General features: G+C 63.3%; 14 protein-coding genes and 1 tRNA gene. 8 read left to right on the top strand and 7 right to left on the bottom strand.

Annotation, left to right across the window (positions count from 1 at the left end):
• The first annotated feature begins 330 nt into the window (after positions 1–330).
• The 3 genes from uvrA (at position 331) to QQK18_RS24330 (ending at position 3,871) form a co-directional block, all read left to right on the top strand.
• Positions 331–3,225, top strand: a complete 2,895-nt coding sequence (gene uvrA, locus QQK18_RS24340) for an excinuclease ABC subunit UvrA (protein ID WP_284342993.1) — start codon at positions 331–333, stop codon at positions 3,223–3,225.
• A 143-nt stretch (positions 3,226–3,368) separates the two neighbouring features.
• Positions 3,369–3,521, top strand: coding sequence for a hypothetical protein (locus QQK18_RS24335; RefSeq protein WP_284342992.1), 153 nt, complete (start codon positions 3,369–3,371; stop codon positions 3,519–3,521).
• 200 nt (positions 3,522–3,721) lie between these two features.
• Positions 3,722–3,871 carry a DUF1127 domain-containing protein gene (locus QQK18_RS24330; RefSeq protein ID WP_284342991.1) on the top strand — a complete coding sequence of 50 codons (150 nt, stop codon included), beginning with the start codon at positions 3,722–3,724 and terminating at the stop codon, positions 3,869–3,871.
• Between the two features lie 85 nt (positions 3,872–3,956).
• On the opposite strand, the gene QQK18_RS24325 is transcribed toward QQK18_RS24330, so the two are convergent.
• A complete protein-coding gene (locus QQK18_RS24325) occupies positions 3,957–4,607 on the bottom strand; it encodes a glutathione S-transferase family protein (protein WP_284342990.1) in 651 nt (216 codons plus the stop codon).
• Between the two features lie 115 nt (positions 4,608–4,722).
• On the opposite strand from QQK18_RS24325, the gene QQK18_RS24320 reads away from it, so the two are divergent.
• Positions 4,723–5,283 (top strand): type 1 glutamine amidotransferase domain-containing protein, encoded by a 561-nt coding sequence (locus QQK18_RS24320; RefSeq protein ID WP_284342989.1) that lies wholly within the window; start codon positions 4,723–4,725, stop codon positions 5,281–5,283.
• A 45-nt stretch (positions 5,284–5,328) separates the two neighbouring features.
• Positions 5,329–6,711 carry a methylenetetrahydrofolate--tRNA-(uracil(54)-C(5))-methyltransferase (FADH(2)-oxidizing) TrmFO gene (gene trmFO / locus QQK18_RS24315; protein ID WP_284342988.1) on the top strand — a complete coding sequence of 461 codons (1,383 nt, stop codon included), beginning with the start codon at positions 5,329–5,331 and terminating at the stop codon, positions 6,709–6,711.
• A gap of 3 nt (positions 6,712–6,714) precedes the next feature.
• Here the strand turns inward: trmFO and QQK18_RS24310 are convergent, their stop codons facing one another.
• Genes QQK18_RS24310 through yajC form a run of 4 tightly spaced genes read right to left on the bottom strand, consistent with a single transcriptional unit; the run spans position 6,715 to position 10,893 of the window.
• Complete coding sequence (locus QQK18_RS24310; RefSeq protein ID WP_284342987.1) at positions 6,715–7,560, bottom strand: phytoene/squalene synthase family protein; 846 nt, start codon at positions 7,558–7,560, stop codon at positions 6,715–6,717.
• A gap of 5 nt (positions 7,561–7,565) precedes the next feature.
• Positions 7,566–7,961, bottom strand: coding sequence for an Mth938-like domain-containing protein (locus QQK18_RS24305; protein WP_284342986.1), 396 nt, complete (start codon positions 7,959–7,961; stop codon positions 7,566–7,568).
• 2 nt (positions 7,962–7,963) lie between these two features.
• Entirely contained in the window at positions 7,964–10,519 is a 2,556-nt protein-coding gene (gene secD, locus QQK18_RS24300) for a protein translocase subunit SecD (protein ID WP_284342985.1), read from the bottom strand.
• A 32-nt stretch (positions 10,520–10,551) separates the two neighbouring features.
• Complete coding sequence (gene yajC, locus QQK18_RS24295) at positions 10,552–10,893, bottom strand: preprotein translocase subunit YajC (RefSeq protein WP_284342984.1); 342 nt, start codon at positions 10,891–10,893, stop codon at positions 10,552–10,554.
• A 201-nt stretch (positions 10,894–11,094) separates the two neighbouring features.
• Here yajC and QQK18_RS24290 point away from each other — a divergent pair, with 201 nt between their 5' ends.
• Complete coding sequence (locus QQK18_RS24290) at positions 11,095–11,979, top strand: ATP-binding protein (protein WP_284342983.1); 885 nt, start codon at positions 11,095–11,097, stop codon at positions 11,977–11,979.
• 62 nt (positions 11,980–12,041) lie between these two features.
• Here QQK18_RS24290 and QQK18_RS24285 read toward each other — a convergent pair whose 3' ends face one another.
• The gene (locus QQK18_RS24285) at positions 12,042–13,310 is read right to left on the bottom strand and encodes a peptidoglycan DD-metalloendopeptidase family protein (RefSeq protein WP_284342982.1); all 1,269 of its coding nucleotides are present in this window, start codon (positions 13,308–13,310) and stop codon (positions 12,042–12,044) included.
• A gap of 148 nt (positions 13,311–13,458) precedes the next feature.
• Positions 13,459–14,367: a polysaccharide deacetylase family protein gene (locus QQK18_RS24280; RefSeq protein WP_284342981.1), complete on the bottom strand. Its 909-nt coding sequence runs from the start codon at positions 14,365–14,367 to the stop codon at positions 13,459–13,461.
• Positions 14,368–14,531: 164 nt separating this feature from the next.
• Here QQK18_RS24280 and QQK18_RS24275 point away from each other — a divergent pair.
• Together QQK18_RS24275 and QQK18_RS24270 are read left to right on the top strand one after the other, a co-directional pair.
• Positions 14,532–14,607 (top strand) — tRNA-Thr (locus tag QQK18_RS24275).
• 275 nt (positions 14,608–14,882) lie between these two features.
• Positions 14,883–15,689, top strand: a complete 807-nt coding sequence (locus QQK18_RS24270) for a metallophosphoesterase family protein (RefSeq protein ID WP_284342980.1) — start codon at positions 14,883–14,885, stop codon at positions 15,687–15,689.
• Positions 15,690–15,849 lie beyond the last annotated feature (160 nt).

Genomic DNA, 15,849 nt, shown 5'->3' with positions numbered 1-15,849 from the left:
AACTCGTTCTCTATATGTTCTACAGTTTGGGAGTGTGTCAAGGCGTATGAGTCGGTGTTGTCTCACTCCCATTCGCCCTCAAGGTCTCACTGACAGATTCTGTCAGGAGACTCTTGACCCGACCTCGACTTGTTCCTTTTATGTTCACTTGAGGTCTGCTAGCTTCGCGTAATTGAGGCTGCAGGAGCCGGTTCGGAGCCCATGTGCGGCTCGCTTGCGGTTGCAGGCGCGCGCGCCTATTTGTGGCTTCGAGACCTCCCGAGCCAGACTCTACCGATTGCGGAAGCCCTCCGGCGCTGCCGGGCCGACCGAACTCTGGAAACGACGACCATGCCCGACAGCCACAGCCACTCTCGCGAAATCGTCATCCGCGGCGCGCGCGAGCATAACCTCAAGGGCATAGACCTCAGGTTGCCGCGAGACAGCCTGATCGTGATGACCGGGTTGTCGGGCTCGGGCAAGTCATCCCTCGCCTTTGACACCATCTATGCCGAGGGGCAGCGGCGCTATGTCGAGAGCCTGTCCGCCTATGCCCGCCAATTCCTCGAGATGATGCAAAAGCCCGATGTCGAACACATCGAGGGCCTGTCGCCCGCCATTTCGATCGAGCAGAAGACGACGAGCCGCAACCCGCGCTCGACCGTCGGCACCGTCACCGAGATCTACGACTATCTGCGCCTGCTCTTTGCCCGCGTCGGCATCCCCTATTCGCCGGCAACCGGCCTGCCGATCGAGAGTCAGACGGTCAGCCAGATGGTCGACCGCACGCTGGAACTTCCTGAAGGCACCCGCCTTTACCTGCTTGCCCCGATCGTGCGCGGGCGCAAGGGCGAATACAAGAAAGAACTGGCCGACCTGCTGCGCAAAGGCTTCCAGCGCGTCAAGATCGATGGCCAATATCACGAGATCGAGGATGCCCCTGCCCTCGACAAGAAGATAAAGCACGACATCGAAGTGGTCGTCGACCGCGTCGTGGTGTCGCCCGATATCTCGGGGCGCCTGGCCGAAAGTTTCGAGACCGCCTTGAAGCTCGCCGATGGCATCGCGCTCGTCGAGTTTGCCGACGAGACGGAAGAAAACGGCGAACCGCGTCGCATCACCTTCTCGGAAAAATTCGCCTGTCCGGTCTCAGGTTTCACCATTTCCGAGATCGAGCCCCGGCTCTTCTCCTTCAACAATCCCTTCGGCGCCTGCCCGGTCTGCGACGGGCTCGGCACCGAGATGAAGATCGATCCCAACCTCATCGTGCCCGACGGCACGATGTCGCTGCGTGACGGCGCCGTCCTGCCCTGGTCGAAGACCTCGGCGCCCTATTATCAGCAGACCCTGCACGCGGTCGCCCGCCATTTCGGCGCATCGACGGGCACTGCCTGGAACGACCTGCCGCTCGAGGTGCAGAACGCGGTGCTGTTCGGCACCGACAAGACGGCGATCAACTTCGTCTATGACGATGGTCTGCGCACGTACAAGACCACCAAGCCCTTCGAGGGCGTGATCGGCAATCTCGAGCGCCGCTACAAGGAGACCGAGAGCGCCGGCATGCGCGAAGAGATCGAGCGCTACATGTCGCAGGCGCCATGCGTTGCCTGCAACGGCTACCGACTGAAGCCCGAGGCGCTGGCGGTCAAGATCCACGGCCTCCACGTTGGTGAGGTGACCGACAAATCGATCCGCGCCAGCCTCGACTGGTTCGCCGATTTGCCCAACCACCTCAACGACAACCAGCGCACGATCGGTGAGCGGATCCTCAAGGAAATCCGCGAGCGGCTGACCTTCCTCAACGACGTCGGGCTCGAATACCTGACGCTCTCGCGCAACTCCGGCACGCTTTCGGGCGGCGAAAGCCAGCGCATTCGCCTCGCCAGCCAGATCGGCTCGGGCCTGACCGGCGTCCTCTACGTGCTCGACGAACCCTCGATCGGCCTCCATCAACGCGACAATGCCCGCCTCTTGGAAACGCTGCGGCGCCTCAGGGACCTCGGCAATACCGTGATCGTCGTCGAGCACGACGAGGATGCGATTCTCACCGCCGACCATGTGGTGGACATCGGCCCCGGCGCCGGCGTCCATGGCGGACATGTCGTTGCCGAAGGCACGCCGCAGGACATCCTCGACCACCCCGAGAGCCTGACCGGCAAGTATCTGTCCGGGCGCCTGGGCATTCCCTTGCCAACGGAGCGGCGGAAGCCCTCCAAGACCAAGAAGCTCGCGCTCAAGGGTGCGACCGGCAACAACTTGAAGAACGTCTCGGTCGACGTGCCGCTGGGCATGTTCGTCGCCATCACCGGCGTCTCGGGCGGCGGCAAGTCGACGCTGATGATCGACACCATGTACCAGGCCATCGCCCGGCGGCTGAACGGCGCACGCGTGACCCCTGCCCCGCATGAGAGCCTGACCGGCCTGGAATTCCTCGACAAGGTCATCGACATCGACCAGAGCCCGATCGGACGCACGCCGCGTTCGAACCCGGCGACCTATACCGGCGCCTTCACGCCCCTGCGCGAATGGTTCGCGGGCCTGCCCGAGGCCAAGGCCCGCGGCTACGGTCCGGGCCGCTTCTCCTTCAACGTCAAGGGCGGGCGCTGCGAGAAATGCGAGGGCGACGGGGTCTTGAAGATCGAGATGCACTTCCTGCCCGACGTCTATGTCACTTGCGACATCTGCAAGGGCAAGCGCTACAACCGTGAAACCCTCGAGGTGCAGTTCAAGGGCAAGTCGATCTCCGACGTCCTCGACATGACCATCGATGAAGGTGTCGAACTCTTCTCGGCCGTTCCCTCGATCCGCGACAAGTTCCTGACGCTGCAGCGCGTCGGCCTCGGCTACGTCAAGATCGGCCAGCCGGCGACGACCCTCTCCGGTGGTGAGGCTCAGCGCGTCAAGCTCAGCAAGGAGCTGTCAAAACGGGCCACTGGCCGCACGCTCTACATGCTCGACGAGCCAACCACGGGCCTGCATTTCCACGACGTCGCTAAACTGCTGGAGGTGCTGCACCAACTGGTCGCCGGCGGCAATACCGTGGTGGTGATCGAGCACAATCTGGAAGTCATCAAGACCGCCGACTGGGTGATCGACCTCGGCCCTGAAGGGGGCGACGGCGGCGGCGAGATCGTGGCGATCGGCACCCCCGAAGAGATCGCCGAGAACCCGCGTTCCTACACGGGGGTCTTCCTCAAAGAGATCATGAATCGGCGTCACCAAGGCGAGCGCAGGGCAGCCGAGTGAGTCGGCGCTGCCTGTGCGTGTGACACTCAGGTGAATTGTGGCATGCGCCGAGTGCATGCCACACTTGATGGCCAGGCGATGGAACAGCCGCGCGTTTAGGCGCATTGGTTGATCTGTTGCAACGCCAACGAAGGACCAGACCGATGTTTGTGCGTGCAGTATGGCGCCTGAGACGCCTCATCGACATCAAGCAGCAGCTGCGGGAAATGGATGTTCCAACCACGCGTGATGCCGACCTTCTGGGCATTTCCGGCCCAGACTTCTCCAAAATGACCCGCGGCCTGTTCGACCGCTGATAGTAAGCCCGCCAAGAGTTCGAAGACGGCCTGCGGAAAAGGTTCTTCCGCAGGCCGTCCGCGTCTGGCGATGATGAATGGCGAGTGAACCAGTAGGGTTAAAGCTCTGCGGAGAATGCATGGGTCGTTTGAGCTTTTCCCCACTGCTCATCTTTCCTGCGCGGCCCTAAATAAGCCTCGTAAACGAAAGGAGACTTCCAATGGGCATCCGTAATACGCTTCGCAAGTGGACGGCTTACCAGCAGACTGTTCGCGAGCTTGCTTCGCTCGACAACCGTCAGCTCAACGACCTGGGCATTTCGCGCGCCGACATCAATCGCATCGCCCGCGATCATGTTTCGCAGCTCTAAATCCCGGCCGACGACCACTTCGACCGAACTCTGAACACCCGCTTTCCCAAGGAAAGCGGGTGTTTGTCTTTCTAGGCCTCTCTCGTCAGAATGCCAGCCGGCCGACCAGCTCCTGATAGCTGACCATTACCGCCTTGCGGAACGCCGGCCGCTCGGCGAGCCGCGTGTACCAAAGCGCTACGTGCGGCGTTTCCGGCCGCTCGATGTCCATGGTGAACCAGCGATAGAGCGAGACACCGGCCGCGATGTCGGCATAGGTGAGTGTCCCGCTGGCAAGATATGCAGTGGTTTCAAGCTGTCGGTCGAGGATGGCGAGACACCTGGCCGTCGCGGCCAGGGCATCGGCGATATCCACCGGGTCGTACTGCTCGACCGGCGTGCGCACTACGCTCCAGAATACCTTGATCCAGGCCGGCTGATAGGTGGTCGCGGTCCAGTCCGTCCATTGGTCGGCCAACGCCCGCACCCGGGCGTCTCCCGGCCACAGCGTCCCGGCTCCATAGGCAGCGGCGAGATAGCGCACTGTCGCATGGCTCTCCCAGACAGTCAGATCCCCGTCCTGCAGGGTCGGCACCAGTCCATTGGGATTGAGGGCGCGATAGGCAGGATCGTCGAGGCCCTTGTAGGAGCCGCCCAGCGGCACGTGCTCATAGGCAAGCCCGAGCTCCTCCAGCGCCCACATCGTCTTTTGCACATTGGCCGAGTTAGCGCGGCCCCAAAGCGTGATCCTAGACACGATTCGACTCCCTCAAAGCGGTGAGCATTGTCGTGGGCAATCGTGAGCGGTCAACCGGGAACAGGCCGAATCCAAAAGCGTTGGACAAGTGTTCCAGCAACTCAGGAGAGCGCCTATGCAAAGTCTTTCGGGCAAGAAAATCGCCATCCTCGCCACCAATGGCTTCGAGCAGGTCGAACTCACCGTTCCGCATCTCCAATTCAAGGATGCCGGCGCGACCGTGGAAGTGATCTCCCCCGAGCGAGAGCGTATCCGCGGATGGAACCATACCGACTGGGGCGACTATGTGGGCGTCGACCGTCTGGTCGATGAGGCCTCGGCCGACCAGTACGACGCCATCGTACTGCCTGGCGGCCAGATCAACCCGGACATCCTGCGCCTCAACAAGAAGGCGCTCGATCTCATCAAGGCGTTCTGGCAGCAGAAAAAGGTTGTGGCCGCCATTTGCCACGCACCCTGGCTGCTGGTGGAGACCGGCATCGTCAAGGGCCGGAAGGTCACCTCCTATGCCTCAATCAAGACCGATGTGATCAACGCCGGCGGCAAATGGGAAGACAGCCCTGTCGTTGCCGACAACGGGCTGGTGACCAGTCGCAAGCCGGACGACCTCGACGCCTTCTGCGAAAAGATCGCCGAGGAAATCAACGAAGGCCGTCACGAGCAGCGGGCAGCCTGAGGTCGGCCATTGCGACAGCATGGCCGGACTGCTATCAGCCCGGCCATGTCAACAGAACCCATCCATATCATCGGCGCAGGCCTTGCCGGCTCCGAAGCCGCCTGGCAGGCCGCCGAAGCCGGGGCCAGCGTCGTGCTGCACGAGATGCGGCCACAGCGCACGACCGATGCCCACCAGACACACGGTTTTGCCGAACTCGTCTGCTCCAACAGCTTCCGCTCGGACGACCATGAGCATAACGCCGTCGGGCTCCTTCACGAGGAGATGCGTCGCTGCGGCTCGCTCATCATGAAGAGCGCCGACATGCATGCCCTACCTGCCGGTGGTGCGCTGGCGGTCGACCGCGACGGCTTTTCCGACGCGGTGACGGCGGAGCTATCTGCCCATCCCAACATCACCATAGAGCGGAGCGAGATTGCCGGTCTCCCGCCGGCCGAGTGGCAGAATGTCATCGTGGCCACAGGCCCCCTCACCTCGCCGCCCCTGGCAGAGGCGATCCGCGAGCTGACCGGCGAGGATTCACTCGCCTTCTTCGATGCGATCGCGCCTATCATCCACTCCGATTCCATCGACCACGATATCGTCTGGGCCCAGTCGCGCTATGACAAGCCCGGCCCCGCCGGCACCGGCGCCGACTATCTCAACTGTCCGATGACCGAGAAGCAGTACAACGATTTCATCGACGCACTGCTGGCGGCTCCCCTCCACCAGTTCAAGGACTGGGAGATGGTGCCCTATTTCGACGGATGCCTGCCCATCGAGGTGATGGCCGAGCGCGGCCGCGAGACGCTCCGGCACGGACCGATGAAGCCGGTGGGTCTGACCAACCCGCGCGATCCGCTCACCAAACCCTATGCCATTGTACAGCTGCGCCAGGATAATGCGCTGGGCACTCTCTGGAATATGGTCGGTTTCCAGACCAAGATGCGCTACGGCGTCCAAACCGAGATCTTCCGCATGATCCCGGGGCTCGAGAACGCCCAGTTCGCCCGGCTCGGCGGCCTGCATCGCAATACGTTCCTCAATTCGCCCAAGGTTTTGCGACCGGACCTGAAACTAAGGGCCGATCCGCGATTGCGCTTTGCCGGGCAGGTGACAGGCGTTGAAGGCTATGTGGAGAGTGCCGCCATCGGCCTCGTCGCAGGGCGGCTCGCGGCAGCCGAGACCTTGGGCAAGCTCATGGAGACGCCGCCGCGCACCACGGCGCTCGGCGCTCTCATCGATCATATCACCGGCGGCCATCTCGAGGCCGAGGCCTATTCGAGCGCCCGCAGCTTCCAGCCGATGAACGTCAACTTCGGTCTCTTCCCGCCGGTCGAGATCAGCAAGCCTGAAGGGGTCAAGCGCTGGCGCGGCAACGAGAAGGTCATGGCCAAGCGCAAGGCGATCACCACGCGGGCGTTGCAGGATCTGACGGTCTGGGCCTGACGCTCAGCGATTGCGCCAGGTCCACCAGGTCAAGAGCCAGATCTTGCGCCAATCGGCCAGGTCAGGCGGCGTGGAGAACGGGGCAGCCGCGCTCTCGCTGAACGCCTGCAACTGCGCCTTGGCCACCGTTATGCCGGCAAACGCCGCGCGCAATGGTCGCGGCAACTCTGCTATCGCCGCTTGCGCCTTGGCGAGATGCTCACCGGCAAGGTCCACGATCTGGCACAGCGCTTCCACAAGTCCTTCGCTGACGGTGCCGGAGAATACCTCGCTCTCGCGCACGCCATTGGCGGCAAGGATCGACCAGGGCAAGAATATCCGGCCCATCGCCGCATTGTAGCCGAAGGCCCGCAGGTGCCCGACCATCGCCTGCGCGACGCCCAGATGTCCGGCCGCGTCCCCGGTCTCGACAGGACGTCCGTCATTGAGGATCATCGCCGCGACCTGCAGGAGGGTGGAGCTGGTCTCGCCTGCATAGCCCTCAAAACTCTCCAAATCCCGCATGGGATCATCATAGAGGTCGAAGCGGCGCGCGCCGAGCAGGCGCTGCAGTGTGCCGACGGGAATGGCATAGCGCTCGACGGTCTCCATGAGGGCATCGGCCAGTGGGTTCTGTCGCACCGCTCCGTGCCCTTCGCCAGCAAGCGCATCGTTCCACCACTGCAGGCGCACTTCCCCCGGCGCCGGCTCGCGCGCGCGCTCGCGGATCATGGCGACATCGGCATTGAAGGCGTAAAGGGCGATGATCGCTTCCCGCGCCGGAGCTCTCAGTACGAGAGTCGACAAATACCGATCACGATCGTTCTGGCGGAGGAAGTTTTCGGCATGGGCAAAACTCTCGCGCGCCATCGCTCCTATGCCCGCGCGTTCTCGACGGCGATGAACGCAGCGCCGACCGCGCGCTTTTCGGCCAGCAGCACGTTGTAGGTCCTGACTGCTCCGCCCGTTGCAACCGCCTCAACGATGACGCCGCGCTCCCGCAGCACCTGCCGGATGGCCGGATCGATGGCGGCGATCTCGCCACCGAGGCCGATGAGCAGCACGTCGATGTCATCGGCTGCCGCCAACACGGGGGCAAGACTGGCGAGTGTCAGCTCTCTGGGCGAGCCGACCTCCCAGGCCTGCATGCCGGTTGGCAGGCAGAGGAGCGAGCCGCGATGCGACATATCGGCGAAGCGGAACCCGCCGTTGCCATAGGCATCTATGGCAACTTGGTGAGGGTAGTAACCACGCTCGCCGGCATCGGTCACGGTCAGACCGCTGCGCCGTCCGCCCGCTTCTCGGCAGCGGCAGGCTTGTCCGCCTCAGGCCGATCCTTGAGGCCGAGATAGACGAGGATGGGCGCGGCGATGAAGATCGACGAATACGTGCCGATGAGCACGCCAAAGATCATCGAGAGCACGAAACTTTGGATGACCTCGCCGCCGAAGAGCGCCAGCGCGAGGAGCGCCAGGAGCGTCGTCGGACCGGTCAGCACCGTCCGCGACAGGGTCGAGTTGATCGACATATTGAGGAGTTCGACAATCGGCACCTTGCGGTACTTGCGCATGAACTCACGCACGCGGTCATAGACAACGACGGTGTCGTTCAACGAATAGCCGACGATAGTGAGGATAGCCGCGATGCTCGTTTGATTGAACTCGATGCCGGTCAGGGCAAAAAAGCCGATCGTCAGGATCACGTCGTGCAATGTCGATACGATTGCACCAACGGCGAACTGCCACTCGAAACGGAACCAGAGATAGATGAGGATGCAGACGACAGCGACCGACAGGCCGATGGCGCTGGTCATGGCCAGCTCGCCCGAAACGGTACCGCTGACCGCCTCGATCCGGCGTACCTCGTAGTTCTCGGCCGCCAACGCCTCGGTCACCCGGTCGGTGGCGACCTGCTGGGCGGCGTCCCCGCCCGGCTGCAGCTCGATGCGGATAAGGACGTCCTCGGGTGTACCGAACCCCTGCACCTGCACGTCGCCGAGATCGAGCCCGCTCAGCACCTCGCGGATCACCCCTGGATCGGCCGGGCCGCCCTGATGCTGCACCTCGATGGCCGAGCCGCCCTTGAAGTCGATGCCGAGGTTGAGCCCGGCAATGCCGAACCAGGCGATGGACGCAACCGACAGCACCACCGATGCGGTGATGGCGATACGCCGCCAGTTCATGAACGGGATCTTGGTGTTGTCGGGAATGAAGCGGGTAAGCTGAATCTTCAAATTCTTGGGTCGCACCCAGTCGTACCAGCGCCCGATGATGAAAAGCGTGATGAAATAGGCCGTCAACAGGGTGGTCAGGATGCCGAGCGCGAGTGTCACGGCAAATCCCTGCACCGGACCGGAGCCGAGGAAGAAGAGCACGATCGCGGCGATGAGCGTCGTCACGTTGGAGTCGAGGATGGCGCTCATGGCATTGGAGAAGCCCGCCTGGATCGACTGAACGTTCGAGCGTCCGTTGGCCTTCTCCTCGCGAATGCGTTCGAAAATAAGGACGTTGGCATCGACCGCCATGCCCATGGTCAGCACGATACCCGCAATACCCGGCAGCGTCAGCGTCGCCCCGAGAAGCGAGAGCGCTCCGATAACCATGACGATGTTGAGCACCAGCGCGATATTGGCGAAGACACCGAAGAGCCCATAGGCGATGAGCATGAAGACGACGGTGCTGATGCCTCCAATGATGCCGGCAATGGCGCCGCCACGCACGCTGTCGGCGCCGAGACTCGGCCCGACCGAGCGCTCCTCGACGATATCGAGGCTGGCCGGCAACGCACCCGCGCGTAGCAGCACGGCAAGATCGTTGGCGCTCTCGACGGTGAAGTTCCCGGTGATCTGGCCCGAGCCGCCGGTGATCGGCTGCTGGATGACTGGGGCCGTCAGCACGCGGTTGTCCAGGACGACGGCGAAGCGCTGCCCTACATTGGCCGACGTGATCTCGCCGAAGGTGATCGCGCCGCGCGTGTCGAAGCGGAAAGTGACGACCGGGCGATTGGTCTGCTGGTCGTAGCTCGGCTGCGCATCGACGAGCGATTCGCCGCCCAGCGCCACGTCGTCGTATATGAGCTCGTTGCCACCGTCCTGGCCCGGCAGGATCATCGTGCCGGCCGGCAGCCCCTGAGCCTGCGCCTGGGCGGCGCTCATGCCCGGATAGACCATGTGGAAGGTCAGGCGCGCGGTCTGCGAAATGATGTTCTTGAGCCGGTCTGAATCTTCAAAGCCAGGTACCTGTACCAGGACACGGTCGTCACCCTGGCGCTGGATGGTGGGTTCGGTGGTGCCGAGCTCGTCGACGCGATTGCGGATGACCTCCATCGACTGGGCGACCAGCGAGCTCATGCGCCGGTTGATGCCTTCCTCGGTCAGACCAGCCGTCAGCTTTCCGTCCGGTGTTTGACCGAATTCCAGCTCGTTGACGCCTACCCCGGCAAAGAAGGAGTCCGTAATGACGTTCTGCAACCCCTGCAGCGCGGCCGCGGCTGCATCCCTCTGGCTCGGATCGGTGAGTTCGATGACGATGCGGTTGTTGGCTGCGTCCGTGGTGATGATGTTGCCGATGCCGTTATCGTTGGCCAGCACCGAGCGCGCGTCGCGCCGGAGGTCCGTCAACCGCTCGGTGATGATGCTCTCCCGGTTGACCTGCAGCAGAAGGTGCGAGCCCCCCTGCAGATCGAGCCCCAGCACCAGAGCTTGCTTGGGTAACCAGTCCGGCCAGCCTGCCACCTGTTCCTTGGAGAAAAAGTTCGGAACCGTGAACAGGATGCCGCAAATGGCAACCAGAAGGATGAGCACGGTCCGAAGCGGGGAGAACTGCAACATGGAGAGGACTGGTCCGGTGGTCGTGAAAGAGCTTATTTGTTGTCGTTGACGGGTTCGGCCTTGCTGCGCACGTCCGCGACCATGCCGCGCACCACCTTGACCTTGACCCCCTGCGCCACCTCGACCTCGAGATCCTCGCCTTCAACGGCCTTTATCACCTTGCCGACGATCCCTCCGGTGGTCACCACCGTATCCCCGCGCCGGATGGCGGAGAGCATGGCCTGCTGTGCTTTCAGGCGCTTCTGCTGCGGGCGGAAGATCAAGAGCCAGAAGATCACCACCAGCAGGAGGATGGGCGCGAACTGGACGATTATGTCCATGCCACCGCCGGCGGGCGCTCCGGCGGCTTGCGCATAAGCAGGGGTAACGAACATTCGTGAGGGCTCCTGTTTGGATTTGATTATTGGAGGTTTGCCGCTGCGGTCCGGAAGTCGGGTCCTGGCCCGGCAATGCTGGACGGATAAGGCCTTTTCGGCCTACCCCGTTCAAAATCGCGCGGACTATACAGTTGGCTTCCGGCGATTGCAAAGGCAATAACGGCGCCACAAATTGCCGCGTCTGACAAGGGAATACCTGTGCCCAACGACCAATATCTTGCCGAAATCGCCGCCGCGCTCGCCAGCATCGCCAAGTCTCTCGAAGCCCTGGCGCCCGTCCGCCCGGAGGACTCCCCCGCCATCGGTGCGGCAGACGCCTATCACTGGGATGCCGAGGGCGAACGATTGATGCCGGTCGACCAGGTCGCCCGCGTGCCGCTCGCCCTGCTCAAGGGCATCGATCAGGTTCAAGACATCCTCTTGCGCAACACCGAGCAGTTCGCCCGCGGGCATGGCGCCAACAACACGCTGCTCTGGGGCGCGCGCGGCATGGGCAAGAGCTCATTGGTCAAAGCCGTCCACGCCGATATTCTCGCCCGCGTCGACCAAGGTTTCCGACGGCTGATCCTCATAGAGATCAGTCGCGAGGACATCGAGTCCCTGCCCGCACTCATGCGCCTCGTTGCGCACCAGGAAGAACGCTTCATCATCTTCTGCGACGACCTGAGCTTCGATTCCGGCGAAGCCACCTATAAGTCATTGAAGACCATTCTCGACGGCGGGCTCGAGGGCCGACCGGAGAACGTGCTCTTCTATGCCACGTCGAACCGCCGGCACCTCATGCCGCGCGACATGATCGAGAACGAGCGCTCGACCGCCATCAACCCAGGCGAGGCAGTCGAAGAGAAGGTCTCACTTTCGGACCGTTTCGGTCTCTGGCTCGGCTTCCACAACTGCGACCAGCCCACTTATCTTGCAATGGTGCGCGCCTATGCCGACCACTTTGGCCTGGACGTCGACGTCGACGAGGAGATCCTCATGGCCCGGGCCATCGAGTGGTCCGCCACCCGCGGCGCCCGATCGGGGCGCGTGGCGATCCAGTTCATCCGCACGCTCGCCGGCGAGATGGGCAAGGCGATCTGACCCAGCAAAACAAAATCCCCGGCCTCTCGACCGGGGATTGGCGTTCCAGTTCCAGCGGGATTTCAGCTCGCCAGCATCGGCATCGGATCGATCGGGGTCGCGCCTTTGCGCAGCTCGAAGTGGAGCTGAGGACGGCTGACTGAGCCGGTCATGCCGGCCGCCCCGATGGTGTCGCCGCGATTGATCACTGCGCCCTTGGTGACGCTGATCGACTGCAGGTGTGCATATGCCGAGACGTAACCGTTGGGGTGGCGCACGAGGACGAGGTTGCCGTAGCCCTCGACGCCCGAGCCGGTATAGATGACCGTGCCGTTCTCGGCGGCCTTGACCGTCGTGCCCTCCGGCACCTCGATATTGATGCCGGTGCCCTTGGAAGCGGCAAAATCAGTGATGACACGACCGCTGACCGGCCAGCGGAACTTGTCGGAACCGGACATGGCGGGCTCGGCCGGAGGGGCCGAGGCGACCTGAGTCGGCTGCGGCGCCGCGGTCTGTGCCGGCGCCGACACAGCTGCATTGTTAAGGACGCTGGCATCAGTCACGGCGGCCGTAGACTGCTGGGCCGGTACAGGCGTGACGATCGGACTGGCGGTCGCGACTTCGGTCGGCGCGGCCGTGGGCGCCGGCGTCGGAGCGCGATTGGCCAGAAGATCTGCGCGGCCGGGAATGATGATCTTCTGTCCGACGACGATCTTGTCAGGCGAGGAGAGCGCGTTCGCCTGGACGATCGCCTGGGTCGTCACGTCATAGCGCCGCGCGACGGTATAGAGCGACTCTCCGCTCTGAATGGTGTGGGTAAACGTGCCGGCCGGCGCCGAGGTCGGGCTGGTGGCTACCTGTGGAACCGAGCTGTTGACCGGCAGGGTCCCGAGATTGGAGGGCGGAGCGCCGAGGCCAGCAGTCTGAGGCTGGGCTGCGACCGGCGCAAGAGGCTGCTGTGCAGGCATGGCTTGCGAATTTCCCGTTGTGGATGAACTCAATGCTGGCAGGTCTTGAGTTGAGACGGACGTGGCAACGCCCGACCCGGTCGCGACTGGCGTCATCGGCGCCATCGGTGCGGCATATCCAGGCTGAGCCATGCCCGGACCACCGCCGACATAGGCGGGCGGGACGAACCGACTCTCGGCCACCTGGATCGGCACACCGAGATTGGAAGGCATGGGTTGGCTCAGATTGCTTGGGGTGGATTGCGCACTCGAGCCGGTGGTGACCGGGTCACCGAAGGTGCGGCTGCCGAGGGCGGCACACCCGGAAAGGGTGACGGCGCCCACCATCAGCCCGGCGATCGCCACGACGTTCCTGGACGTCCTACGGGATACGCAGATACTCATGAAGCTCACTCGTACGCAGGTACTCAACACGGATGAGAGACTAAACCGGTAAGGTAAAAGCGAACTTAAAGCTGCCGCGATTTGAGCAAATTGCAGCCGACCGGATTCCGAATTGGGTAAGGTTAAGCGCGCCGCGCGACTTGCCTGCTTAATTGAGCCGCAGGAACGACGACGCCGGAACCGGGCTCTGCGCGGTGATGACCTCGCGCCCGAATATCCCGCGCGGCTTGGCTGCGAGCCGCACCACCTGATATCCCCGCCTTTCGAGCTCGCCGAGAAATTCCGGCAGCATCACTACGGTGCGTGCGTGTATGTCGTGAAAGAGAACGATGCCCCGCCCGCGCGCCTCGATCCGGGCGAGCGTACGCTCCATCACCTTAGCGGGCGTGTCGCCGTAATAGTCCTTGCTGTCGATATCGACGTCGAGCACGACGATGTCGGACTGGACGAGACTGGTGCGCAAAAATCCTGTCTGCGCCAGATAGGGAAAGCGAAAGAACGGCGACGGCGGATGGCCCAGCGCTTCGGCAACAGCCGCCTCCCCTGCCGCGATCTCGGCCGTTGCCTCCGCATTACTCATGTCGGCGAGATTGGCGTGGTCGTACGTGTGGGTACCAATGGCATGTCCGCGTGCGGCAACCAGTTGCGCGAGGTCGGGATGCCGCTCGGCCGCCCGGCCCAGCATCATGAAGGTTGCCCCCACGCCAAACGCGTCGAGGGTATCGAGGATCGCCTCGGTCTTGCCCGGGCGAGGACCGTCGTCGAAGGTGAGGATCACCTCGCCCGGCAGCAGTGTGATTTCGTCCGCCGATCCTACGGTCAGCGTGCGCCCGGCAAGGTTTCCCTTTGTGAATATGCGTGGCGGCAGCGGCTGATTGGTGACCGAAACAGCCCTGTTGCCGATACTCGCCGTAGCCAGGGTATCCACCGGCTGATAGGCTTGGAGAGGCGGCGCGGAAGCCGTCAGGTCGAGTCCGCGCTGATCCGGCGCCTTGGCGCACCCTGCCGCGACCACACCCAACACCATCAAGGCAACGGCAAGACGTGGATGGCGCACGGGATGAACTCGCTCTCGAAGATCGAGTCCCACCTTTTGCGATTATGGTTAACAATCGGTTTGCCCGATCGGTCATCCCTGCGAGCGAACGGACCTCGCCGCGCGACGCCAACCGGCCCTCGCCCCTTGCCACCCGCACCGACCGGTGTTAGCCAGCGTGGAACGCCGGTATAGCTCAGTTGGTAGAGCACCTGATTTGTAATCAGGGGGTCGCGGGTTCGAGCCCTGCTGCCGGCACCACGGCCATGCGTGTCCGCCGCACGGCTTGCCTTTCCGCATTTGTTGTCCCGCTTACCCACCAACGCTCTTGCCGCAGCGCTCGAGAGCCGCCACAACGCATGAGCGAGACGCACATGTCTGAAGCAATCGTCCCGGTCGGAGGGTCCGAGCATGCCGCAACGAGGCAAGCAGATCGCGCTGACAATCGCTATGGTCGGCCCATCGGCAGTTTACGTCTCGCTGCCGGCGACGGGCACGCCCGCCGCGGTCGGTGAAGCTGCGGAGCAGCCAGCGAGATGACGGTGATTTCGGGTCTCGGCAGGTTTTTTGGCGGTGAGCCCCCTTCACCCGTGCCCCCGCCGCGCCCGCGCCTTGGCGGCGCAAGCTGGCCTGCCGCGGTCTATGCGATCGGTGACGTGCATGGATGCCTTGCCCAATTGCGCCTCTTGCACGAGAAGATTTTCGCGGATGCTCGCGGTATTGACGGCAACAAGCTGATCGTCTGCCTCGGGGACTACGTCGATCGGGGCCCGGATGCGTCGGGTGTCCTCGACTATCTGGGAAAGGACTTGCCCCAGGATTTCCGCCGCATCTGTCTTGCCGGCAATCATGAAGTCATGATGCTGGATTTCTTGGAGAACCCGGTGCTCGAATCATCCTGGCTGCAATTTGGCGGCCTGGAGACACTCGCCTCTTACGGCATCGATGGAGACCAACTGGCCGGTACGTTCCCGCGTGAGCGGCTGGCGCTCCTCAACAGCCACATTCCGCGCGAACATGTCGCCTGGATGCGCGCTCTGCCGGCCGCGCTCACTCTGCCGGGCGTCTGTTTCGTGCATGCGGGCCTTCGCCCCGGCATCGCCCTGACCGAGCAGCACGAGGACGACCTCCTGTGGATCCGACACGAGTTCTTCGATGCCGAGGACGATGTCGACACCTTCGTGGTCCACGGGCACACGCCGGCCGCGAGACCTGTGGTGACGCACAAGCGCATCTGCGTCGACACCGCCGCCTTCGCCACTGGCACCCTCACTGCCGTGCGCCTCAGGCCCGATGCCGAGCCCGAATTCATCGAAGCCACGGCCGGCGAAATCGTCACCTGATTCGAAAACGCCGCGCTCGAGTGCGACTGTGCGACAGCGTGAGCAGCTATGGCAGTCTCTCGGCTTGCAGCCGATCCACCGTCCCGCGAGCAAGAAGGTGGATCGGCGACGGGGTGGCAACTTACGAAAAGGTGGATACCGCCTTTTCGCAATAAACGTT

This window comes from Devosia nitrariae (genome assembly GCF_030160115.1).
GTDB lineage: Bacteria > Pseudomonadota > Alphaproteobacteria > Rhizobiales > Devosiaceae > Devosia > Devosia nitrariae.
Note: the sequence above shows the minus strand (reverse complement) of the source record. Positions and strands in the feature narration are given on the sequence as shown.